Origin of the sequence: Streptococcus oralis, assembly GCF_003944215.1 — a bacterium.
In the GTDB taxonomy this organism is placed as follows: domain Bacteria; phylum Bacillota; class Bacilli; order Lactobacillales; family Streptococcaceae; genus Streptococcus; species Streptococcus oralis_BI.
On record NZ_RJVZ01000006.1, the window covers coordinates 17,526 to 41,030 of the forward strand.

General features: G+C 41.2%; 22 protein-coding genes. 11 read left to right on the forward strand and 11 right to left on the reverse strand.

Annotated features, from left to right (window positions below; translation table 11 throughout):
• Positions 1-101: 101 nt before the first annotated feature.
• Complete coding sequence (locus D8804_RS04380; RefSeq protein WP_125398972.1) at positions 102-950, forward strand: putative RNA methyltransferase; 849 nt, start codon at positions 102-104, stop codon at positions 948-950.
• A 108-nt stretch (positions 951-1,058) separates the two neighbouring features.
• Here D8804_RS04380 and D8804_RS10410 read toward each other — a convergent pair whose 3' ends face one another.
• From D8804_RS10410 to malQ, 3 genes are all read right to left on the reverse strand, one after another.
• Positions 1,059-1,265, reverse strand: coding sequence for a hypothetical protein (locus D8804_RS10410; RefSeq protein WP_033587430.1), 207 nt, complete (start codon positions 1,263-1,265; stop codon positions 1,059-1,061).
• Between the two features lie 233 nt (positions 1,266-1,498).
• The gene (gene glgP, locus D8804_RS04390; RefSeq protein WP_125398973.1) at positions 1,499-3,757 is read right to left on the reverse strand and encodes a glycogen/starch/alpha-glucan family phosphorylase; all 2,259 of its coding nucleotides are present in this window, start codon (positions 3,755-3,757) and stop codon (positions 1,499-1,501) included.
• Positions 3,758-3,779: 22 nt separating this feature from the next.
• Positions 3,780-5,297, reverse strand: coding sequence for a 4-alpha-glucanotransferase (malQ, locus tag D8804_RS04395; protein WP_084945474.1), 1,518 nt, complete (start codon positions 5,295-5,297; stop codon positions 3,780-3,782).
• A 476-nt stretch (positions 5,298-5,773) separates the two neighbouring features.
• Here malQ and D8804_RS04400 point away from each other — a divergent pair, with 476 nt between their 5' ends.
• The 5 genes from D8804_RS04400 (at position 5,774) to D8804_RS04420 (ending at position 11,285) form a co-directional block, all read left to right on the forward strand.
• Positions 5,774-7,045, forward strand: coding sequence for an extracellular solute-binding protein (locus tag D8804_RS04400; RefSeq protein WP_000095461.1), 1,272 nt, complete (start codon positions 5,774-5,776; stop codon positions 7,043-7,045).
• A gap of 126 nt (positions 7,046-7,171) precedes the next feature.
• Positions 7,172-8,464 (forward strand): carbohydrate ABC transporter permease, encoded by a 1,293-nt coding sequence (locus D8804_RS04405; RefSeq protein ID WP_185774029.1) that lies wholly within the window; start codon positions 7,172-7,174, stop codon positions 8,462-8,464.
• 1 nt (position 8,465) lies between these two features.
• Positions 8,466-9,308, forward strand: coding sequence for a sugar ABC transporter permease (locus D8804_RS04410; RefSeq protein WP_001065654.1), 843 nt, complete (start codon positions 8,466-8,468; stop codon positions 9,306-9,308).
• Between the two features lie 180 nt (positions 9,309-9,488).
• The gene (locus tag D8804_RS04415) at positions 9,489-10,289 is read left to right on the forward strand and encodes a DUF1189 domain-containing protein (protein WP_125398975.1); all 801 of its coding nucleotides are present in this window, start codon (positions 9,489-9,491) and stop codon (positions 10,287-10,289) included.
• Positions 10,290-10,298: 9 nt separating this feature from the next.
• Entirely contained in the window at positions 10,299-11,285 is a 987-nt protein-coding gene (locus D8804_RS04420) for a LacI family DNA-binding transcriptional regulator (protein ID WP_125398976.1), read from the forward strand.
• 33 nt (positions 11,286-11,318) lie between these two features.
• Here the strand turns inward: D8804_RS04420 and D8804_RS04425 are convergent, their stop codons facing one another.
• From D8804_RS04425 to rgg, 7 genes are all read right to left on the reverse strand, one after another.
• Complete coding sequence (locus D8804_RS04425; RefSeq protein WP_045618054.1) at positions 11,319-12,260, reverse strand: YitT family protein; 942 nt, start codon at positions 12,258-12,260, stop codon at positions 11,319-11,321.
• Positions 12,238-14,001 (reverse strand): aspartate--tRNA ligase, encoded by a 1,764-nt coding sequence (aspS, locus tag D8804_RS04430; protein ID WP_125398977.1) that lies wholly within the window; start codon positions 13,999-14,001, stop codon positions 12,238-12,240. Before aspS ends, D8804_RS04425 begins: the two co-directional genes overlap by 23 nt.
• A gap of 125 nt (positions 14,002-14,126) precedes the next feature.
• Positions 14,127-14,369, reverse strand: coding sequence for a hypothetical protein (locus D8804_RS04435; protein WP_049490087.1), 243 nt, complete (start codon positions 14,367-14,369; stop codon positions 14,127-14,129).
• Between the two features lie 17 nt (positions 14,370-14,386).
• Entirely contained in the window at positions 14,387-15,028 is a 642-nt protein-coding gene (locus tag D8804_RS04440; RefSeq protein ID WP_000771207.1) for a CPBP family intramembrane glutamic endopeptidase, read from the reverse strand.
• Between the two features lie 220 nt (positions 15,029-15,248).
• A complete protein-coding gene (gene hisS, locus D8804_RS04445; protein WP_000775829.1) occupies positions 15,249-16,529 on the reverse strand; it encodes a histidine--tRNA ligase in 1,281 nt (426 codons plus the stop codon).
• Positions 16,530-16,606: 77 nt separating this feature from the next.
• The gene (locus D8804_RS04450; protein WP_049479709.1) at positions 16,607-17,854 is read right to left on the reverse strand and encodes an MFS transporter; all 1,248 of its coding nucleotides are present in this window, start codon (positions 17,852-17,854) and stop codon (positions 16,607-16,609) included.
• Between the two features lie 197 nt (positions 17,855-18,051).
• Positions 18,052-18,903, reverse strand: a complete 852-nt coding sequence (rgg, locus tag D8804_RS04455; protein WP_049479707.1) for a quorum-sensing system transcriptional regulator Rgg — start codon at positions 18,901-18,903, stop codon at positions 18,052-18,054.
• Between the two features lie 123 nt (positions 18,904-19,026).
• Here rgg and D8804_RS04465 point away from each other — a divergent pair, with 123 nt between their 5' ends.
• On the forward strand, positions 19,027-19,368 hold the full coding sequence (locus D8804_RS04465) for a metal-sulfur cluster assembly factor (protein WP_001204050.1): 342 nt from the start codon (positions 19,027-19,029) through the stop codon (positions 19,366-19,368).
• 166 nt (positions 19,369-19,534) lie between these two features.
• Here the strand turns inward: D8804_RS04465 and ilvD are convergent, their stop codons facing one another.
• Complete coding sequence (ilvD, locus tag D8804_RS04470) at positions 19,535-21,238, reverse strand: dihydroxy-acid dehydratase (RefSeq protein WP_000137343.1); 1,704 nt, start codon at positions 21,236-21,238, stop codon at positions 19,535-19,537.
• A gap of 184 nt (positions 21,239-21,422) precedes the next feature.
• Between ilvD and D8804_RS04475 the strand changes: the two genes are divergently transcribed.
• From D8804_RS04475 to rpmG, 4 genes are all read left to right on the forward strand, one after another.
• Positions 21,423-22,430, forward strand: a complete 1,008-nt coding sequence (locus D8804_RS04475; protein ID WP_000136839.1) for an SPFH domain-containing protein — start codon at positions 21,423-21,425, stop codon at positions 22,428-22,430.
• A gap of 2 nt (positions 22,431-22,432) precedes the next feature.
• Positions 22,433-22,633: a type II toxin-antitoxin system antitoxin gene (locus D8804_RS04480; protein WP_000796544.1), complete on the forward strand. Its 201-nt coding sequence runs from the start codon at positions 22,433-22,435 to the stop codon at positions 22,631-22,633.
• A gap of 148 nt (positions 22,634-22,781) precedes the next feature.
• Positions 22,782-22,964: a 50S ribosomal protein L32 gene (gene rpmF, locus D8804_RS04485; protein ID WP_000290417.1), complete on the forward strand. Its 183-nt coding sequence runs from the start codon at positions 22,782-22,784 to the stop codon at positions 22,962-22,964.
• Positions 22,965-22,979: 15 nt separating this feature from the next.
• Positions 22,980-23,129, forward strand: a complete 150-nt coding sequence (gene rpmG / locus D8804_RS04490; protein WP_001265622.1) for a 50S ribosomal protein L33 — start codon at positions 22,980-22,982, stop codon at positions 23,127-23,129.
• Positions 23,130-23,505: the final 376 nt, after the last annotated feature.

Genomic DNA, 23,505 nt, shown 5'->3' on the forward strand with positions numbered 1-23,505 from the left:
TTTTATTCTATAAATTGGAGAATTAGTTTTATTTCTACTGAATCTCCCATCTACTTATTTCTAAAGTTGCTTTCATTTGCCTCTTTTGATACACTTAAACTATGAATACAAACCTCAAACCCAAACTTCAGCGTTTTGCTTCTGCGACTGCCTTTTCCTGCCCTATCTGCCAAGAAAATCTGGCCTTGGTAGAGTCTAGCCTCAAGTGTAGCAACCGCCATTCTTTTGATCTGGCAAAATTCGGCTATGTCAACTTGGCTCCGCAAATCAAGCAATCTGCCAACTACGACAAGGAAAACTTCCAAAACCGCCAGCAAATTCTTGAAGCTGGTTTTTATCAGGCTATTTTAGAAGGTATCTCGGACTTACTAACAACTAATCCATCCGCAAAAACAGTCTTGGATATCGGTTGTGGCGAAGGTTTCTACTCTCGTAAACTCCAAGAAAGTCACTCTGATAAAACCTTCTATGCCTTTGACATTTCAAAAGACTCGGTCCAAATCGCAGCTAAAAGTGAACTCAACTGGTCAGTTAATTGGTTTGTCGGTGACCTGGCTCGACTTCCTATAAAAGACGCCAGTATGGATATCCTGCTCGACATCTTTTCACCTGCCAACTATGGGGAATTCCGTCGCGTTTTATCCAAAGATGGCATCTTGATCAAGGTCATCCCGACTGAAAATCACCTCAAAGAAATCCGTCAAAGGGTACAAGACCAGCTGACAAACAAGGACTATTCCAACCAAGATATCAAGGAACATTTCCAGGAATACTTCAGCATCCAATCTAGTCAGATTGCTTCCTTAACAAAACCTATCTCGGCTGAGCAACGCCAAGCCCTGCTTGCCATGACGCCTCTCCTCTTTCACGTTGACCAAACCAAGATTGACTGGAGTCAGTTGACTGAGATTACCATCGAAGCAGAGATTTTAGTTGGGAAAGCAGTGTAAATAAATCTTTCAATAAGACAAAACCCACACCTCCTCTTGAGGTGTGGGTATAAATCGCGATTTTTCAACTGTCTATCCGAAAAGTGGAAAAAATTTTAACCTCTCCATTTATTTTCGATTCGAAATAACAAATTTATCAATAAATAGCAAGTGAAATGAGGCAAGTGATGCCCCATAACAACATCCATGAAAAGAGATTTCTTGATGAGTCAGTGGAAAGGAACTACTATTACCCATATAAAGGCATGACCAAATCACAAATAGTATCCAAAATAAATCAGTCCATTTATATTTTGAAAAATATTTTTTCCACATAAGAACACCTTCTTTCCTGCAATCATATTATAACACTTCGTGTAAGCGGATACAAGAAATGTGAGGTAATCAACTAAGAAGAAGCATGAGGTTGAAAGAGAGTGTTAAACCTTCAATACGTCTATGATTTCTCTCTTTTTAGACCAGATTGATTCAAATCAACATTATTCAAAAAAAGCGAATTTCAATCGAAACTCGCTTTTTTACAAAATGTATTAGTATAAATTTGTATCTTAGTTCAAGTGCCAGATATCTTCGTTGTACTGAGCGATTGTACGGTCAGATGAGAAGAATCCTGCTTTGGCAATGTTAACGATGACTTTATCCAACCATGCGTCGCGGTCTTCGTAGTCAGCAAGCATTTGCTCTTTGACTTTAATGTAGTCTTCCAAGTCAAGGAGAGTCATGAACCAGTCTTTGTTGATCAATTCGTTGTAAAGACGTTCCAAGCGTTCTTTCTTACCTACTGCAAGAACAGCATCGCTCACAATGAAGTCAACCAAAGGTTTGATAGCTTCACGAGCATAGAATTCGCTTGATTTGTAAGCTGCTTTTGCGTAAAGGTCGATAACAGTTTCTGAATCTTCACCAAAGATATAGATGTTTTCGTCGCCAACCAACTCAGCGATTTCCACGTTAGCACCGTCCATAGTACCAAGAGTCAAAGCACCGTTCAACATGAATTTCATGTTACCAGTACCTGAAGCTTCTTTAGAAGCAAGTGAGATTTGTTCTGAGATATCACATGCTGGGATAAGGAAGCTTGCTGCAGTAACGTTGTAGTTTTCAACCATAACCACTTGCAAGTGTGGAGCTACTTCTGGATCATTTGCAATCACTTCTGACAAGCAAAGGATCAAGTGAATGATGTCTTGGGCGATTGTGTAGGCAGGAGCTGCTTTACCACCAAAGAAGACTGTGATTGGACGAGCAGGGATGTTACCAGCCTTGATATCAAGGTATTTGTGGATGACATACAAAGCGTTCATTTGTTGGCGTTTGTACTCGTGAAGACGTTTGATTTGGATATCAAAGATAGAGTTTGTATTGATTTCCACACCTTGGTGATCTTTCAAGTGACGAGCCAATTTACGTTTGTTGTGAGCCTTGATGCTTTCCAATTTTTCTTTGACAGCTGCTTTGTCTTCGTAAGACAAGAGTTTTTCAAGCTCATCTGCTTCATGGTGCCATCCCTCTCCAATAATCTCATCCAAGTAGTGAGATAGTCTTGGGTTGGCATGCATGAGCCAACGACGGAATGTGATACCGTTTGTTTTGTTGTTGAATTTTTCTGGGTAGATGTCGTAGAAAGCTTTCAACTCTGAATTCTTCAAGATCTCAGTGTGGAGTGCTGCCACCCCGTTTACGCTGTATCCATAGTGGATATCCATGTGAGCCATGTGTACACGGTCGTTTTCATCAATGATTTGAACAGCTGGGTCTTTGTATTCTGCTTTCACACGACGGTCCAATTCTTTGATGATTGGTACCAAGTGAGGAACCACTTCTTCCAAGAATTCAAGAGGCCATTTTTCAAGGGCTTCAGCAAGGATTGTGTGGTTCGTGTAGGCAGTCATGCTACGAACGATAGAGATTGCTTCATCAAGTTCGATACCACGTTCAGTCAAAAGACGGATCAATTCAGGGATCACCATTGATGGGTGAGTATCGTTGATTTGTACAACTGCGTAGTCCGCAAGGTCGTGCAAGTTGCTTCCCTTTTCGATTGCTTCGTCGATGATCAATTGCGCGCCGTTTGAAACCATGAAGTATTGTTGGAAGATACGGAGCAATTCACCTTGCTTGTCGCTGTCGTCTGGGTAAAGGAAAAGAGTCAAGTTGCGAGCGATATCCGTCTTGTCAAAGTTGATACCATCTTCGATGATAGAAGAATCAACTGAATCCAAGTCAAACAAACGCAAGCGGTTTTTAGTAGCTGTCTTGTAACCAGGTACGTCGATATCGTAAAGAGTAGATGTCAATGTGAAGTGTGCGAATGGCACTTGGTAGCTACGGCTTGAGCGAACCAACCAGTTTTGCTCTGTCAACCAAGCATTAGGAATCGTTTCTTGTTGGTTGTTTTTAAGAACTTGTTGGAAAAGACCAAAGTGATAGTTCAATCCAACACCGTCACCATTCAAACCAAGTGTAGCGATTGAGTCGATAAAGCAGGCTGCCAAACGTCCCAAACCACCGTTACCAAGTGATGGTTCCAATTCTACTTCTTCGATTTCGATCAACTCTTTACCGGCATCAGCAAGTTCTTTTTTCACATCGTCGTAAAGACCAAGGTTGATCAAGTTGTTTGACAAGAGTTTACCAATCAAGAACTCAGCTGAGATGTAGTAAACTTTTTTCTTACCAGTGTTGACTGGTTTTTGGCTGCTAGCAAGCTTGCTGTAGTTGAGAAGAGCAAGGTAAAGCTCTTCATTGCTACATTCTGCAATAGTTTTATTGTAACGCTTTTGTACAAATTCTTTTAATGGTAACATTTTTGTGTCTCCTGATATTGTCTTATTTCTTTAATTCTACCAAATTTTCATTAATTCGGCGATAAATTGTAGTCAAGTCAAGCAAAGTTTCTTCAACAGCTGGTGTGAGTTGGTCTGCTGTCATACGCCATGACCAGTTTCCACCAAGAGTAGATGGGTAGTTCATGCGAGCCGCCTCATCTAGTTCTAGCAAGTCTTGCATGGTTGCAATAGCCATGAAGCTCACTGATGAAAATACTGTACGAAGCATTGCGTGCGGCACTGTTTCATACTCTTTACGGTTGGTGTAACGCGCCATGTACTCACGAGTTGGATCGTCGATCTCATTACGGTACCAACCAAGAACTGTATTGTTATCGTGTGTTCCTGTGTACATAACAGAGTTAGCAGGTGCCAAGTGTGGGCTATCGATACTTTCGTCTTCTGGGTTGAAGGCAAATTGAAGAATCTTCATCCCTGGGAAGCCAGTACGTTCGCGCAACTCGATAACTTCATCTGTCATGAAACCAAGGTCTTCTGCGATGATGTTTAGCTCACCAAGTTCTTCCTTAACGGCTGCGAAGAGTTTGTAGCCTGGACCTTTCACCCATTTACCAGGTGCTGCTGTATCGGAACCAGCAGGAATTTCCCAGTAAGATTCGAAACCGCGGAAGTGGTCGATACGAACGATATCGTAGATTTTGAAGCTTTCACGCAAGCGTTCAACCCACCATTTGTACCCGTCTTTGTCCATTGCTTCCCAGTCATAGATTGGGTTTCCCCAAAGCTGACCAGTGGCAGAAAACTCATCTGGTGGGCATCCTGCGATGCAAGTTGCTTTACCAGTGGCATCTGTCTTGAAGAGATGTGGATTTGCCCACATGTCGCTTGAATCTTCTGCGACGTAAATTGGCATGTCTCCAACGATTTCAATGTGGTTGTCGTTAGCGTAGGCTTTCAATTTCAACCATTGTTGGAAGAAGAAGTATTGAGTCACACGGTGGTAAACCAACTTGTCTGCCAATTTCTCACGGTAGCTTTCAAGTGCTGAAGCTTTACGAGCACGAGCGTCTGCATCTGGCCATTCTGTCCAAGCAAGATTGTCAAAATGCTCTTTGATAGCCATATATTCTGCGAAGAGTTCGAGCCATGATTGGTTGTCTTGAGCAAACTTCTCAAAATCTTTGACATCACCCACTTCCAAGAAGCGTTTAACTGCTTTTTCTAAAAGTGGACGACGTGCGTAATAAATCTTCGCATAGTCAACTTCAGATGCATCGCTACCAAAGTCAACACCTTTAAGATCACTGGCTTCGAGCAAGCCTTGCTCTACCAAGATATCAAGGTCGATAAAATGCGTATTTCCAGCAAAGGCTGAGAATGATTGGTATGGAGAATCTCCATAGCTTGTTGTCCCAAGAGGGAGGATTTGCCAGTAACGTTGCTTGGTACGAACCAAGAAATCGACGAAATCATAGGCAGTCTGACCAAATGATCCAATCCCATAAGCTCCTGGCAGAGAAGAGATGTGCATCAACACACCACTTTGACGTTTTTTCATAATAGCACCTCATGTGTTTGTTATAAAACGTTGCGCAATCAAGGCGCAAACGTTTGCGTTAATTTAAGTATAACGCATTTCAAAAACAAATGCAAGCGGTTTTAAAAAATTTTTTTGAATTATTTTAATCAAACAAAACTTGTTGCCACTGATATTTTATGAAATAATCGAAAAAATTTTAAAGATTTTCTGATTTAAGATAATTCATTCCCAATATCTGCTCTATTTTCTGAAAAACCGAGCCGAATTTACGCAATCGTTTTCCTGATCTTAATATTTTATAAGAAAATGAACCTTTATCCCTTTTCTTCCTATTTACAAAGCAATTTTTCTTTTGACAAACCTTAAAGTTTTTTTAAAATTTTTTCAAAAAAGGCTTGCAACCGTTTTCTATTTGTGCTATACTGGACTGGTAAGGGAAAACGTTTGCGTTTTTCTATCAAATAAAATTTGTTATTCTTTAGGAGGAATACACTATGTCATCTAAATTCATGAAGAGCGCTGCTGTGCTCGGAACTGCTACTCTTGCTAGCTTACTTTTGGTAGCTTGCGGAAGCAAAACTGCTGATAAAGCAGCTGATACTAGCTCATCTGAAGCAAAAGAAATCACTTTCTACGTTGAAGACCAATACAAAGCCTACGCTGAAAAAGTTGCTGCAGCTTATGAAAAAGAATCAGGTACAAAAGTTAACATCAAATCAGGTGACCAACTTGGTGGACTTGACAAACTTTCTCTTGACAACCAATCAGGTCAAGCTGCTGACGTTATGATGGCACCATACGACCGCGTAGGTAGCCTTGGTACTGACGGACAACTTTCAGAAGTTACTTTGAGCGACGGCGCTAAAACAGATGATAAAACTAAATCTCTTGTAACAGCTGCTGACGGTAAAGTTTACGGTGCTCCTGCCGTTATTGAGTCACTTGTTATGTACTACAACAAAGACTTGCTAAAAGAAGCTCCAAAAACTTTTGCTGAATTAGAAGAACTTGCTAAAGACAGCAAATACGCTTTCGCTGGTGAAGATGGCAAAACTACTGCATTCCTAGCTGACTGGACAAACTTCTACTACGCTTACGGACTTCTTGCTGGTAACGGTGGTTACGTATTCGGACAAAACGGTAAAGACGCTAAAGACATCGGTCTTGCAAACGACGGTTCTATCACTGGTGTCAACTACGCTAAATCTTGGTATGAAAAATGGCCTAAAGGTATGCAAGATACTGAAGGTGCTGCAAACTTGATCCAAACTCAATTCCAAGAAGGTAAAACAGCTGCTATCATCGACGGTCCTTGGAAAGCTCAAGCATTCAAAGATGCTAAAGTAAACTACGGTGTTGCTACTATTCCAACTCTTCCAAATGGTAAAGAATACACACCATTCGGTGGTGGTAAAGCTTGGATCATCCCATCAAGCACTAAGAACCTTGAAGCTGCACAAAAATTTGTAGACTTCCTTGTTTCAACTGAACAACAAAAAGCATTCTACGATGCAACTAACGAAATCCCAGCTAACACTGAAGCTCGTTCATACGCTGAAGGTAAAAACGATGAGTTGACAACAGCTGTTATCAAACAGTTCAAGAACGCTCAACCAATGCCAAACATTTCTCAAATGTCAGCTGTTTGGGATCCAGCTAAAACAATGCTCTTTGATGCTGTAAGTGGTAAAAAAGATGCTAAGACAGCTGCTAACGATGCTGTAACATTGATCAAAGAAACAATCAAACAAAAATTTGGTGAATAATTGAATTCGTTACAAGGGGGGAGAATACAGATCCCCCTTTGATTTTATAAATTTACGAATGATTGCAGTTGCCTATCTAGTAATTGGAGACAAACTTCAATCTCGTATCCTATGAAAGGAGTATTCATGGAAAACCAACAACCTAGCAAAGCAGCCTTGCTTTCAGTGATTCCTGGGTTAGGACAGATTTACAATAAACAAAAGGCCAAAGGTTTTATCTTCCTTGGTGTCACTATCGTATTTGTTCTTTATTTCCTAGCACTTGCAGCCCCTGAATTGCACAATTTGATCACTCTTGGTGACAAGCCAGGTCGTGATAATTCCCTCTTTATGTTGATTCGTGGTGCCTTCCATTTAATCTTTGTAGTCGTTTATGTGCTCTTTTATTTCTCAAATATTAAAGATGCACATACAATCGCAAAACGTATTAACAATGGAATTCCTGTCCCACGGACTTTTAAAGATATGATCAAAGGTATTTATGAGAATGGATTCCCATACTTTTTGATTATCCCATCGTATGTAGCAATGACATTTGCGATTATCTTCCCAGTTATCGTAACCTTGATGATTGCCTTTACCAACTATGACTTCCAACACTTGCCACCAAACAAATTGTTGGACTGGGTTGGCTTGACGAACTTTACAAACATCTGGAGCTTAAGTACCTTCCGTTCAGCCTTCGGTGCGGTTCTTTCTTGGACCATCATCTGGGCCTTGTCTGCTTCTACTTTGCAGATTGTGATTGGTATCTTCACAGCTATCATTGCTAACCAACCATTTATCAAAGGAAAACGTATCTTTGGTGTTATTTTCCTTCTTCCTTGGGCTGTTCCAGCCTTCATCACTATCTTGACATTCTCAAACATGTTTAATGATAGTGTCGGTGCCATCAACACTCAAGTATTGCCTATCTTGGCTAAGGTTCTTCCTTTCCTTGACGGTGCTCTTATCCCTTGGAAAACAGACCCAACTTGGACCAAGATTGCCTTGATTATGATGCAAGGTTGGCTAGGATTCCCATACATCTACGTTTTGACTTTGGGTATCTTGCAGTCAATTCCTAACGACCTCTACGAAGCGGCTTATATCGATGGTGCCAATGCTTGGCAAAAATTCCGCAACATCACTTTCCCTATGATTTTGGCTGTTGCAGCACCAACATTGATCAGCCAATACACCTTCAACTTTAACAACTTCTCTATCATGTACCTCTTCAACGGCGGAGGTCCTGGTAGCGTTGGTGGTGGAGCCGGTTCAACTGATATCTTGATCTCATGGATTTATCGTTTGACAACAGGTACATCTCCTCAATACTCTATGGCGGCAGCTGTTACCTTGATCATCTCTATCATTGTCATCTCTATCTCTATGATCGCATTCAAGAAACTACACGCATTTGATATGGAGGACGTCTAAGATGAATAACTCAATCAAACTCAAACGTAGACTGACTCAAACCCTCACTTACCTCTACTTGATTGGTCTTTCAATCGTGATTATCTATCCACTTTTGATTACTATTATGTCAGCCTTCAAGACTGGTAACGTCGTAGCTTTTAAACTAGATGCTAACGTCGACTTTAGCTTTGCCAACTTCCAAGGGCTCTTCACTGAAACCTTGTACGGCACTTGGTACCTCAACACTTTGATTATCGCTTTGATTACAATGGCTGTTCAAACAAGTATCATCGTACTTGCTGGTTACGCCTACAGCCGTTACAACTTCTTGGCTCGTAAACAAAGTTTGGTCTTCTTCTTGATCATCCAAATGGTGCCAACTATGGCCGCTTTGACAGCCTTCTTCGTTATGGCCCTTATGTTGAACGCCCTTAACCATAGCTGGTTCCTCATCTTCCTATATGTCGGTGGTGGTATCCCAATGAACGCTTGGTTGATGAAAGGTTACTTCGACACAGTACCAATGTCTCTTGATGAATCAGCAAAACTAGATGGTGCAGGACACTTCCGTCGCTTCTGGCAAATTGTTCTCCCACTCGTTCGTCCAATGGTTGCAGTACAAGCGCTCTGGGCCTTCATGGGACCTTTCGGAGACTATATCCTCTCTAGTTTCTTGCTTCGTGAGAAAGAATACTTTACAGTTGCCGTTGGTCTACAGACCTTTGTCAGCAATGTGAAAAACTTGAAGATTGCCTACTTCTCAGCAGGTGCTATCCTCATCGCCCTTCCAATCTGTATTCTCTTCTTCTTCCTACAAAAGAACTTTGTTTCAGGACTTACAAGTGGTGGCGACAAGGGATAATCTATCCCCGCCACCCTTTTTCATTTTGGATCTTGTTGCTAAAGCTGCAGGATTGGACACAAGATCGCAAATAGTAGCAAAATCCGCTTTTCAATCAGCAATTTATCTACTAGACTTGAAATAAAGCACATTTCTCTATATAATAATACTCATATAGAAAACACTTTTAGAAAGATGCCTATGCTTCCATATCCATTCTCGTATTTCTCTAGTATCTGGGGATTTCGTAAGCCCCTGTCAAAACGTTTCGGACTCAACTGGTTTCAGCTTCTCTTTACGAGCATTTTCCTCATCAGTTTGTCTATGGTTCCGATTGCCATTCAAAACAGCTCACAGGAAACGTATCCACTGGATACCTTTATCGATAATGTCTACACTCCACTGACAGATGAAGCCATCATGGACTTGTCAGAGAATGCACAAATCGTTGATGGAAAGCTGAACTACTCAGGTACGAAGAATCAGCAGCCTTCTCTTTTGATTGGCCCGAGCCAAAGCAAAGAATTGCCAAAGGATTTGCAACTTCATTTTGATACGGAAGAACTCATCATCAGCAAGGAAAGCAAGGAACTGACCCGCATTCGCTACCACGCCATTCAAACGGAGAGTTTCCAGAGTAAGGAAGATCTAACCCAGGCCATTTCTAAAGATTGGTACCAACAAAATCGGGTCTATATCAGTCTCTTTCTCGTTCTTGGTGCAAGCTTCCTCTTTGGATTGAATTTCTTTATTGTCTCTCTTGGAGCTAGTCTCCTCCTTTATATCACCAAAAAATCACGCCTCTTTTCATTTAGGACTTTTAAAGAGTGCTACCATTTTATCTTGAACTGTTTAGGATTACCCACTCTGATTACGCTTGTTTTGGGACTTTTTGGCCAAAATATGACAACCCTTATCACTGTACAAAACATTCTTTTTGTTCTTTATCTGGTCACCATCTTTTATAAAACACATTACCGCGATCCAGATTATCATAAATAGGAGATTTTTATGCCCGTGACGATTAAAGATGTGGCTAAAGCAGCAGGTGTCTCACCTTCCACTGTTACCCGCGTCATTCAAAACAAATCAACGATTAGTGATGAAACCAAAAAACGAGTTCGCAAGGCTATGAAGGAACTCAACTACCATCCCAACCTCAATGCTCGTAGCCTAGTTAGCAGCTATACTCAAGTTATTGGTTTGGTATTGCCTGACGACTCGGATGCCTTCTACCAAAATCCTTTCTTCCCATCTGTCCTACGAGGAATCGCCCAAGTCGCGTCTGAAAACCACTATGCTATCCAGATCGCAACTGGTAAAGATGAGAAGGAGCGTCTCAAAGCTATTTCTCAGATGGTTTATGGCAAGCGTGTTGACGGTTTGATTTTCCTCTATGCCCAAGAAGAGGATCCTTTGGTTAAGCTAGTAGCAGATGAGCAATTTCCTTTCCTTATCTTAGGTAAATCTCTATCTCCCTTCATTCCGCTCGTCGATAATGACAATGTCCAGGCAGGTTTTGATGCAACAGAATATTTCATCAAAAAAGGATGCAAGCGAATTGCCTTCATCGGAGGAACCAAAAAACTTTTCGTAACACAAGATCGTCTAATGGGTTATGAGTTAGCTCTTAAACGATACCAACTTCCTATTGATCCAAATCTGACCTACTTTGCGACCGAATTTCTTGAAGATAATGGTTATCGCTTTAGTAAACTTCTCTTCGAGCATGATCCAAATATTGATGCTATTATTACTATTGATAGCCTTCTTGCTGCAGGGGTCTGTGATTACATCGCAAAACACCAACTGGATGTCCCTGTCCTCAGCTTTGACTCGGTCAACCCTAAACTGAACTTGGCAGCCTATGTGGATATCAATAGCTTAGAACTCGGGCGCGTTTCCTTTGAAACCATTCTCCAGATTATTAACGATGCCAAAAACAATAAACAGATTTGTTACCGCCAGTTGATTGGGCACAAAATTATCGAAAAATAAAGACCAGCCTCAAGGCTGGTCTTTTGAGTATTATTAATTGTCTGTTTCTACGAATCGTCCTAGGATGTGGACATTTTCGGATACAGAGACAAAGGCTGTCGGATCGACCTGTTTCATGATGTGTTTAAAATCATTAAACTCTGCTCGCGTGATAACCGTAATCAAGACTGCTTTTCTCTCATGATTATAAGTTCCTTCTGCATCGTGGATCATGGTAGCGCCTCGGTGCAATTTTTTATGGATTTTTTCGATTACCTTTTCAGGATTATTGGTCACAATCATGGCCTGCATGCGTTTTTGCTTTGTAAAGACCGCATCTGTCACACGGCTCGATACAAAAATGGTGATCATAGAGTAGAGGGCGTATTTCCAACCAAAGGTCAGACCTGCTATCAGCATGATGGTTCCATTTACCAAGAAAGAAATACTGCCGACATTCTTACCCGTTTTCTTTCGAATGGTGAGACTGACGATATCTGTACCTCCGCTAGAAATATTGTTACGGAGTGCAAAACCAATCCCCAAGCCCATGACAACACCCCCAAAAAGAGCATTGATGATGGGATCCTCTGTCAAGGTCACAACTGGCACAAGCTGGATAAAGAGGGAACTCATGGATACTGTGATAAAGGTAAAGATTGTAAACTTATGCCCAATCTGATACCAAGCCAAAATCATCAACGGAAAATTGATGGCATAAAAGGTCAGCGATATCGGAATATAAAAACCAAACCAGTGATTACTCAAAGCAGAGATAATCTGTGCCAAACCCGTCGCACCACTGGAGTAAACGTGTCCTGGTTGAAAAAAGAAATTGACTGCTACTGCTGACAAAAAGCCATAAACCAGAGAAGCCGAGACTTTCTCATCATATTTTTCCCGAGAGATACTTTGTAAAACTCGTAAGATTTTTATCTGATAAGCAAAGCGGCGCAGATAATAGCGCCACCGCTTAATTTGTTTTGCTTGTTTCATCTTCTTCTACTTGTAAGCTGAGTTCCTCTAGTTGTTTGAGAGCGACTGTTGATGGAGCTTGTGTCATTGGATCGGTTGCCTTATTGTTCTTAGGAAAGGCAATGACTTCACGGATATTTTCTTCTCCTGCTAAGAGCATCACAAAACGGTCAAGACCGATCGCCAAACCACCGTGTGGTGGGAAACCATAGTCCATAGCCTCAAGAAGGAAACCAAACTGGTCATTTGCTTCTTCGGCTGAGAAACCAAGAGCCTTGAACATGCGTTCTTGAAGGTCTTTTTGGTTGATACGGAGGCTACCACCTCCAAGCTCATAACCGTTCAAAACGATATCGTAGGCAATGGCACGAACCTTAGCCAAATCACCTTCTAATTCGTGAGCTGTCTCTTCCTGTGGAAGGGTAAACGGATGGTGGGCACTCATGTAACGACCTTCTTCTTCAGACCATTCAAACATTGGCCAGTCAACTACCCAGAGGAAGTTAAATTTGTCGTTATCAATCAAGCCAAGCTCTTTGGCAATACGTCCACGAAGGGCGCCTAGTGTTGCATTGGCTACCTCAAGCGTATCCGCCACAAAGAGAACCAAGTCCTTATCTTCAAGACCAAGTGCTGCAGTCAATTCTGCTTGGATCCCAGTCAAGAACTTGGCAACTGGTCCGTTTAATTCTCCATCCACAACCTTGACCCAAGCAAGACCTTTAGCACCGTACTGTTTAGCTACTTCAGTCATCTTGTCAATGTCTTTACGTGAGTAGTTATCCGCAGCTCCTTTGACCACAATAGCTTTAACGGCAGGTGCTTCTGAAAAGACTTTGAAATCAACACCTCTAACCACTTCTGTCAAGTCCTGAAGCAACATATCAAAACGAGTATCTGGCTTATCAGAACCGTAAAAGGCCATAGCATCATCATACTTCATACGAGGAAATGGAAGAGTTACTTCGATGCCTTTGGTTTCTTTCATCACGCGCGCAATCAATCCTTCTGTAATATCTTGGATTTCTTGCTCCGTAAGGAAGGATGTTTCCAAGTCGACCTGGGTGAACTCAGGCTGACGATCACCACGCAAGTCCTCATCACGGAAACATTTGACGATTTGGTAATAGCGGTCGAAACCAGCATTCATCAACAATTGCTTAGTGATTTGTGGACTTTGAGGAAGAGCGTAGAAATGCCCTTTATTGACACGAGATGGCACCAAATAGTCACGCGCCCCTTCTGGCGTTGACTTCGAAAGGAATGGCGTCTCCACATCGATAAACTCCAACTCATCCAAGTAATTACGGATAGAGTGGGTCACCTTGGCACGAAGCTTAAGGTTTTCTAGCATTTCTGGACGACGAAGGTCAAGGTAACGGTAACGCAAACGTGTATCGTCATTGGCCTCAATCCCATCTTTAATCTCAAAAGGTGTTGTTTTGGCTGTATTAAGCACCGTCAAAGCTGTCACGTTCAACTCAACTGCACCAGTCGGCAATTTATCATTAGCTTGCTCACGCGCAACGACTTGTCCAGTCACCTCGATGACAAACTCACTGCGAAGACTTTCAGCTGTTGCCATGACCTCTGCAGATACTTTTTCAGGGTTGATAACCAACTGCATGATTCCTTCACGGTCACGAAGGTCGATAAAGATTAAACCACCCAAGTCACGACGACGGCCAACCCATCCTTTCAAAGTAATCTCTTGTCCGATATGTTCCTCACGAACACGACCAGCATACATACTACGTTTCATGTTTTCTCTCCTCTTTTATTCTGTTACTATTTTACCATAAAAGCGCAGGCTCTTCATGAAAATCAGCAGAAAAGTTTGATTGTCTTTAGAATCAAAACGAACAGACAAAAAATCCGATGAAAACGTCATCGGATTCTCTGATTATAATTCTTAACCTTTTTACGCTTTTCAGCAATCTCAGCTGCCTTTTTAGGTAGAACAATCTCCGTCGCATAAGCCGAAGCAAAACGCAAGACTCCTGCAATAGGCGCAAAGACAACTGCTAGATAGTTGTAAAAGAAGTCGCCTTTAAAGGCATAGGCAAGTGCCCCGATGATAAAGAAGAGAACGACCGCCTGTATCACTGCTAATAAAATTATTCGTTTCATGTGACCTCCTGACTCTATTATAGCATGAGTATCATCAAAAAGCCGATTAAATTATTCAAAGCGTGGAGAGAAATGCTATAAAGAAGACCTTTTCGGCTCACATAAGCCAGTCCCAAACTCAATCCCAGACTAGCATAAACTAAAAACTGTTGCAAAGTTCCTGGAAAATGAATCAAGGCAAAAAGCACACTCGATACGAGGAGAAACAGAGCTGTCTGTTTTCCGTTGTTCTGCTTAGGAAAGAGATAGCGCGCCAGCATCCCTCTAAAGATGAGTTCTTCCGTCAGAGGAGCAAAGACCACTACCATAAAGAAACCAAAGACAGGCTGAGCAACTGTCAGTTGTGATACGATTTGTTGATTGACTGACGGATCTTCTGGCAAAAAGAACTGGGCTGTAATCGCCACTAGCAAAACCAGAGTAGGCAACCAGATATAACGATTAAAAGCTGTTGTCTGGATGCTAACCTTTTCTGTCTGATACCATATGTAAACTCCATAAACATAGGCCCCTGACAGGGCGACATAAAGTGGCAAGACTCCAAAGATTGAAGCCCCTAGGTCAAGCGCCGATAAAGCCATACTCTGAACCAGACCATAGCCAAAGTAAAAGGATAGAATAGCTAGAAGAAACCAGCCAAGATTTTTAAGTAATTTCATAAAAGACTCCTATTTGAAATGAAGACTTAGCATTGTTATTCACATCATCTTGATAAAAATGTGGAATACAGTCGCAACTAAAAGGGCTAATAAGAGAATTCCTCTTGCAAAAATAGAAACGGTAGTAATGGTTTTATAAAGATATTTTTAAGCAAGCAAAAGCAATGTTGATCCTAGGAAAAAGAGAGTCAGGATATATTCCTGACCAGTTTATCTGTCATTAAAAGCCTAATTTTTCAAAGATTTCTGAGAAATTTTGATTGATAGCATCAAGTGACACTTGCACTTCTTCTCGTGTTTGGTTGTTTTTGACCGTCACTTGTCCGCTTTCAACTTCACTCTCGCCTAGCGTGATGAGAGTCTTAGCCGCAAAGACATCAGCGGACTTGAACTGAGCTTTGAGCTTCCGGTTGAGGTAATCACGCTCTGCTTTAAAACCTTGTTGGCGAAGGGCTTGTACCAATTCCAAGGCCTTGACATTTGCTCCTTCACCCAAGACTGCGATATAAACATCTAGAGCGTTTTCGATAGGGAGAGTCACACCTTGCTTTTCAAGGATGAGAAGCAGGCGCTCTACACCAAGTCCAAAGCCAAAGCCTGCAGTTTCAGGACCACCAAAGTAGGCAACCAAACCATCGTAACGACCACCCGCACAGACGGTCAAATCATTCCCCTCAATCTCAGTGATGAATTCGAAAATGGTGTGGTTGTAGTAGTCCAGACCACGCACCATATTGGTATCGATGATATAGTCTACACCCAGATTTTCCAACATCTGACGGACGGCATCAAAATGAGCTTGGCTTTCTTCATCAAGGAAATCCAAGATAGACGGTGCATTTTCTACTGCCACCTTGTCTTCTTTTTCCTTAGAGTCCAAGACACGGAGAGGATTTTCCTCCAAACGACGTTGGCTATCCTTAGACAAGGTCTCCTTGATCGGTGTCAAATAATCAATCAAGGCTTGACGGTAAGCCGCACGACTCTCAGGATTTCCAAGAGTGTTAAGATGCAATTTGACACCTTGGATGCCGATTTCTTTCAAGAAATGAGCTGCCATAGCGATGGTTTCCACATCGGTAGCTGGATTGCTAGAGCCAAAACACTCAACACCAATCTGGTGGAATTGGCGTAAACGCCCTGCCTGTGGACGCTCATAACGGAACATAGGGCCCATGTAATAGAACTTACTTGGCTTTTGCACTTCTGGTGCGAAGAGTTTATTTTCCACATAAGAGCGGACAACGGGCGCAGTTCCTTCTGGACGGAGGGTAATATGGCGGTCACCCTTGTCATAAAAATCGTACATTTCCTTGATAACGATATCCGTTGTATCTCCGACAGAGCGGCTGATGACCTCGTAATGCTCAAAAATAGGCGTGCGCACTTCCGCATAGTTATAGCGCTTGAAAATTTCACGGGCAAAGCCCTCAACATACTGCCACTTGGCAGACTCAGCAGGTAAAATATCCTGCGTTCCTTTTGGTTTTTGTAATTTCATAGGGAATCCTCTTTAAACTTAATAGTCTTATTTTACCATAAATAGAGGGATTAAAACAGTGAGAAAAAAATTAGGATTCAAATATCATTTTTGAGATTAATAACTGTCAAAAGAATAGCTAGCAAGGAGAGACCAACAAACAGCATCCAAGTCAACTGTATATTCCATACAGCTAGAAGTGAAAAACAAGCTGTTCCCACAGGTATGGATAAGGTAAACAATAAACCTAAAAAATTACTGGTACGAGCTAAAACATCTGGAGCTAGATTTTTCATGAGCATGGCACTAATCTTTGGTTGAACTTTACCAGACACATAGAGAGTTGAAAAGAGAAATAGTAAACCAAGTACGACTTGATTGAATACATTAGCTAGACCAATTAGACTGAGTCCTACGGTCGCCCACATCATCAATCTAGGCAAAGACTGCTTCCCAAAATAATCATTGCCCGTAAGGCTACTGATGATGATTGCTACTAAAACACAGAATTGATTGATAAATAGTGCCTCTGTGTAAGAAAAATTCAAGAGAGAATGGCTCAAAAAGAAGATGTTATAGATGCTTCCTAAAGCCCCACCCAAGGCATTAATAAGCAAGACAGCAAAGATCATGAAACCAAAGTTTTTCTGTCCACCTTTAAGAAAAACGAGACGTAAATTTCGGTAAATTGTTAGGAACTGGTCTTTGATAGAAAGCTTCTCATTTTTTAGGTTTTCACCATCAGCAGATGACATTGACAGACTCAATTTGCTTTTTCCTAAAAAGAGAATAAAGGCTGATACTAGGAAAAAGCAGGCATTGATTCCAGCAACAAGGGAAAAATTGTTGACCGATAGACCTAAGAGCCAAACTCCAAAAGCTTGACCACCAATAGCTGAAATATATGTGATAAACTGGGAAAAAGAATAAGCTTCCATCAGATCCTCTTCAGCTACTTTTTCCTTAACGAGAGGCATTCGCAAACCACCAGCAAAATCACTGATCAAATCACTGATGACATTGATCAAACACAGGCTAGAAAAGGCAAAGAGACTAGCTTGCTGAACAACTAGGGCTGCCAGAAAAAATAAAACCGCCTGAAACAAACCGCTATAGACCATCCATTTGACCTTGTCCCTTGTGTAATCTGCCCGAATCCCTACAAAAACTGTAAAGAGAGTCGGAAGAATAATGACAATATTCGCCATAGCAACAGCAAAAGAGGCTTGTGGCAAGGTCGATGCATAAACGATAAATACTAGGTTAAAAATCGAAGCACCAAAAGCATTGAAGAAGCGCGACAAAGTCAAGAGTCGATAAGCTTGATTTCTAAACAATAGTTTCATAGGTAATCTCCCTTCTTGTTATAATCCCTATGTGAAGTATGACTATAGTATAGCACTTAGAAATTGAAAGGGAAAACTTTTGAATATATGCAACACATAAAATGAGCAAAGAAACGATAGAACTTTTGTAACGACCTGAGAGTAGTCAAAAGTTCTATCGCTTAAATTTTCAAATTATTTTCTTAGTTTGCAGATATTCAACAATCGGTTGTATTTCTGTAGTATTCAGCAGATTTGTTACAACCAAGCATCTCAAAAATATGGACAGCATCTTCCATCTTTTTCTGCCCTTCCTTGACTCTACCCTGCTTGCTATCAAGAAGACCTTCAGCCCACAAATAGACAATTCGGAAATAGGTCTCATTTTCCTTGTAGAAATGCTCTTTGATGACACGTTTAAAATAAGAGGCATTGGTAAATTCTTCACACTCAATGCTGGCTAAAAAGCCATTCAATAGTATAGTGTGAAACAGATTTCGATTACCAGACATTTCCATTAGAAAATCAGATTTACGTACCATTTCTCGTACATATCTAGTAAAAAGAGAAACAGATAGAAATGGTGAACTGACTGAAAATAAATTGAGTTCATAGATTCCCCAAATCTCGGTAGAAAACAAATAATCATGAAGGACTTTCCCTTCCTCTGCTGTTAACTCTACCCTTTCATCCATGCTCTTCATATAAGACTTGATAATGATGGCATTTAGAATATGTTTCTGTTTGTTTTGAGAATGGGCATGCTTTTGATACTCCTTGCGATACAAGTCCTCAAGCGGAGCTATATTCTTTGGATCCAAGACATCTATGATTTCTTTTCTCAACTCAGAATCTGTATCATACTGAAAACCTCTCGTCAGAAAGAGGATTTCCTCTACACTAGCAGATATATTTTCTAGGGCAAATAGAAACTTTTCCACCGAAAGCTCACTCTGACCTGTTTCAAATCGGGACAACATGGACGGCGAAAATTGTCCCCCAGTTGCTTGTCTCAGCGAGATATTTCTTGACTCTCGTAATTGTCTAAAGACTTTTCCAATCTGCTCCATAGACTTCCCCTTGATTCCGTATTTTCTTCATTTTATCATATTTTTCAGAAAATTCATCAAAAACTTGCCAAATTGTCAGAATTATGAGAAAATAGAGGATATTTATCACGTGGAGGGACTGTTATGAGAGACGATATCAAAATCAATGACCGCGCTTTAGCCTTGCAAGACCAAATTATCGATAAATTAGAGAAGGTTTTTGATACAGATGTGGAATTGGATGTTTACAATCTAGGGCTGATTTATGAAATCAATCTAGATGAAACAGGTCTCTGCAAGATTGTCATGACCTTCACCGATACTGCCTGTGATTGCGCCGAAAGCCTACCTATCGAAATCGTCGCAGGTCTAAAACAAATCGAGGGTATCGAAGATGTCAAGGTTGAAGTTACCTGGTCTCCTGCATGGAAGATCACACGAATCAGTCGCTACGGACGCATTGCCCTCGGACTGCCACCTCGTTAATACTCTTCAAAAATCAAATTCAAACCACGTCAGCGTCGGCTTGTCGTACTCAAGTACTGCCTGCGCCTAGCTTTCTAGTTTGCTCTTTGATTTTTATTGAGTATAAGCAGGCAAATCACTTTTGAAGATGAAAAGAAGCAAGCCGAAAATGGCTTGCTTTTCTTGTTTATTTTTTACCTGACTTGTCCATATTCCAGAAGTCTGTCACGGCTCCGCGTGAAGCAGAGGATACGATATGGGCATATTTACCGAGGACACCACGGCTGTAAAGTGGTGGCAAGGTTGTTTCTGCCTTGCGTTTTTCAAGTTCTTCTTCGGATACGGCCATGGAAATTTCTTTGGTATCTTGGTCAACCGTAACGATATCACCTGTACGGAGGTAAGCAATCGGTCCACCATCCTGAGCTTCAGGAGCGATATGTCCGACAACCAGACCATAAGTACCACCAGAGAAGCGTCCATCCGTCAAGAGGGCAACCTTGTCTCCTTGACCTTTACCAACGATCATAGATGAAAGTGACAGCATTTCAGGCATACCAGGACCACCCTTAGGTCCAACAAAACGGACAACGACTACATCGCCATCAACGATTTCATCTGTCAGAACGGCCTGAATAGCATCTTCTTCTGAGTCAAAGACCTTAGCTGGTCCAACGTGACGACGAACTTTAACACCTGATACCTTAGCAACCGCACCATCAGGGGCAAGGTTCCCGTTCAAGATGATAAGCGGACCGTCTGCACGTTTTGGATTTTCAAGTGGCATAATGACTTTTTGGCCTGGTGTAAGGTCTGCAAAGTCAGCCAAGTTTTCAGCGACTGTCTTACCAGTACATGTGATACGGTCGCCATGAAGAAAACCATTTGCCAAGAGATATTTCATAACCGCAGGGACACCACCGACTTCGTAAAGGTCTTGGAAGACATACTGACCAGATGGTTTCAAGTCGGCCAAGTGAGGCACACGTTCTTGGATCGTATTGAAGTCCTCAAGGGACAAATCAACATTAGCCGCATGGGCAATGGCAAGCAAGTGAAGAGTGGCATTTGTAGAACCACCGAGAGCCATGGTTACAGTGATGGCATCTTCAAAGGCTTCACGAGTCAAGATATCAGATGGTTTGAGACCAAGCTCCAGCATCTTAACAACAGCACGTCCTGCTGCTTCGATATCTTCTTTCTTGTCGGCTGATTCAGCTGGGTGAGATGAAGATCCTGGCAAACTCATACCGAGAACTTCGATAGCAGTCGCCATGGTATTAGCTGTATACATACCACCACAGCCACCAGGGCCAGGGCAGGCATTACATTCAAGACGTTTTACGTCCTCAGCTGTCATGTCACCATGGTTCCATTTTCCGATTCCCTCAAAAACAGAAACCAAGTCAATATCTTTGCCATCAAGATTTCCCGGTGCAATAGTACCACCATAGGCGAAAATAGCTGGAATATCCATGTTGGCAATAGCAATCATAGAACCAGGCATGTTCTTGTCGCAGCCACCGATAGCAACGAAGGCATCGACGTTGTGACCACCCATCGCCGCCTCGATAGAGTCCGCAATGATATCACGAGATGTTAGAGAGAAACGCATACCAGGCGTTCCCATGGCAATCCCGTCCGCTACGGTAATGGTTCCAAACTGTACAGGCCAAGCACCTGCAGATTTGACACCTTCTTTAGCTAATTTCCCGAAATCATGCAAGTGAATGTTACATGGTGTATTTTCCGCCCAAGTCGAAATCACTCCCACAATCGGTGTTTCAAAGTCCTTATCTGTCATACCAGTCGCTCGAAGCATAGCACGGTTTGGTGATTTAACCATGCTATCATAAATGCTACTGCGGTGACGTTTATCTAATTCAGTCATCTTATCCCTCCCGTTTCAGTTTTTACTATTATAGCACATTTTAAAGGCAATGAACAGAAGAAAATTCTTGAATTTTCAGAAAATTCTATACAGCAATATTTTCTTTAAAAATGTTACATTTATTTCTTGACTTTATAAATTAAAGTGATATCATTTAGATATCATAAAGCAGGAGGTCATTCTTATGACTGAAAAACTAATCAATTCAAAACCAAATGGTGTATTCGCATTAATTCTCATTGAATTGACACTCGTACTTGGTATCTTTATATTTATAATGGGTGCTGGTTCGGAAAACGTTTTTGGAATTATTATCGGTCTTTTATTAATCTTAATTTCAGTTCTAGCTCATGCTGGTTTAAAAGTTGTCAAACCTCAGGAAGCTCTGGTTTTGACCCTCTTTGGTAATTATACAGGTACCATCAAAGAACCTGGTTTTTACTTTGTCAATCCTTTTAGCATAGCAGTCAACCCTGCAAACCACACTCGACTTGGTCAAAGTGGTGATGTTAGCACAAAATCTCCTTTTTCAGGAATGAAATCATCAAATGGCAATGATGTAAACCTTGAAATTGGCAAGAAACAGATTTCCCTCAAAGTTATGACTTTGAGCAATTCCCGTCAAAAGATTAACGATTGCTTAGGTAACCCTGTTGAAATTGGAATTGCGGTAACTTGGAGAGTTGTCGATACAGCCAAAGCAGTCTTCAACGTTGATAACTATAAAGAATATCTCTCATTGCAGTGTGATAGCGCCCTTCGTAATATTGTCCGCATCTATCCTTACGATGTGTCTCCTAATGTAGATACTACAGGGGATGGACAAGCAGATGAAGGTAGTCTCCGTGGCTCTAGTGAAATTGTAGCTAACCGTATTCGTGAAGAAATCCAAAGTCGCGTAGAAGATGCTGGCTTGGAAATCCTTGAAGCACGTATCACTTATCTAGCTTATGCACCAGAAATTGCAGCTGTTATGCTTCAACGCCAACAAGCATCTGCCATTATTGATGCCCGTAAGATGATTGTAGACGGCGCTGTGGGAATGGTTGAAATGGCACTAGAACGTCTCAATGAAGGAGAATTGGTAGAACTTGACGAAGAACGAAAAGCTGCCATGGTTTCAAATCTCCTAGTCGTTCTCTGTGGTAATCATGATGCACAACCAATTGTCAACGCAGGAAGTCTTTACTAAAGATGGCTGAAGCTAAAAAAAAGCAGATTCCCCTTCGACTCTCAACAAAGTTATACGCTGCACTCGCATCATGGGCAGAAGACGACTTTCGTTCAGTCAATGGGCAAATCGAATATCTCCTTACAGAGTGTGTCAAGCAACGGAAGAAAGACGGAAAATACGTATCAGAAACCATTGACGAACCATTTGAGATTGATATTTAACACCTTCTCCTGTCTGCTAGATCGGACAGGAGAATTTTTTCATCTTTTTTTTGTCAAGTAACTTTACTTTACAAAAAAGTTTTGATATACTATTAAAGTTGATGAAAATCAAACCTAACTGAATTATATCTTAAAAGGAGAAATCAAAATGGCAGTACCTGCACGTCGCACTTCAAAAGCGAAGAAAAACAAACGTCGTACCCACTACAAAGTAACAGCTCCATCTGTAAACTTTGACGAAACTACTGGAGATTACTCACGTTCTCACCGTGTATCACTTAAAGGATACTACAAAGGACGTAAAATCGCTAAAGCTGCATCAGCTGAATAATAGAAGGGAGATACCATGCGCGTAAATATCACACTTGAACACAAAGAATCTGGTGAACGCTTGTACCTTACTTCTAAAAACAAACGTAACACTCCAGACCGTCTTCAATTGAAGAAATACTCACCAAAACTTCGCAAACACGTTGTGTTTACAGAGGTTAAATAAGGGTTCACTACACGTCAGTAGACTTTAGAAACCTTGATTTAAAGCAATTCTTGAATTTCGAAATTTCACTACATTGCGATATGAATCAATCGAATCACTACCTTTTTCACTACCTTTTATGTAATAAGAAACTGATTCGTTTATTTAAAAAGAAGAGGAACTTTAGTGTCAAGCTCCTCTTTTTTATTTGCTCTTTTACTTACAAATCGTAAGACCTGGTTTGGAAAGTATGAATTTCAGTTGGACTAAAAACAGCGTAATATCAAGACTTTTCTCCGCTTTTATAAAAGCGTTTTTCCAATCAAATTCAACTAATTTTATCTAAATGGTGTGGATTTTACCCCCAAAATTACAGAGAATGGAGCTGATAAACACT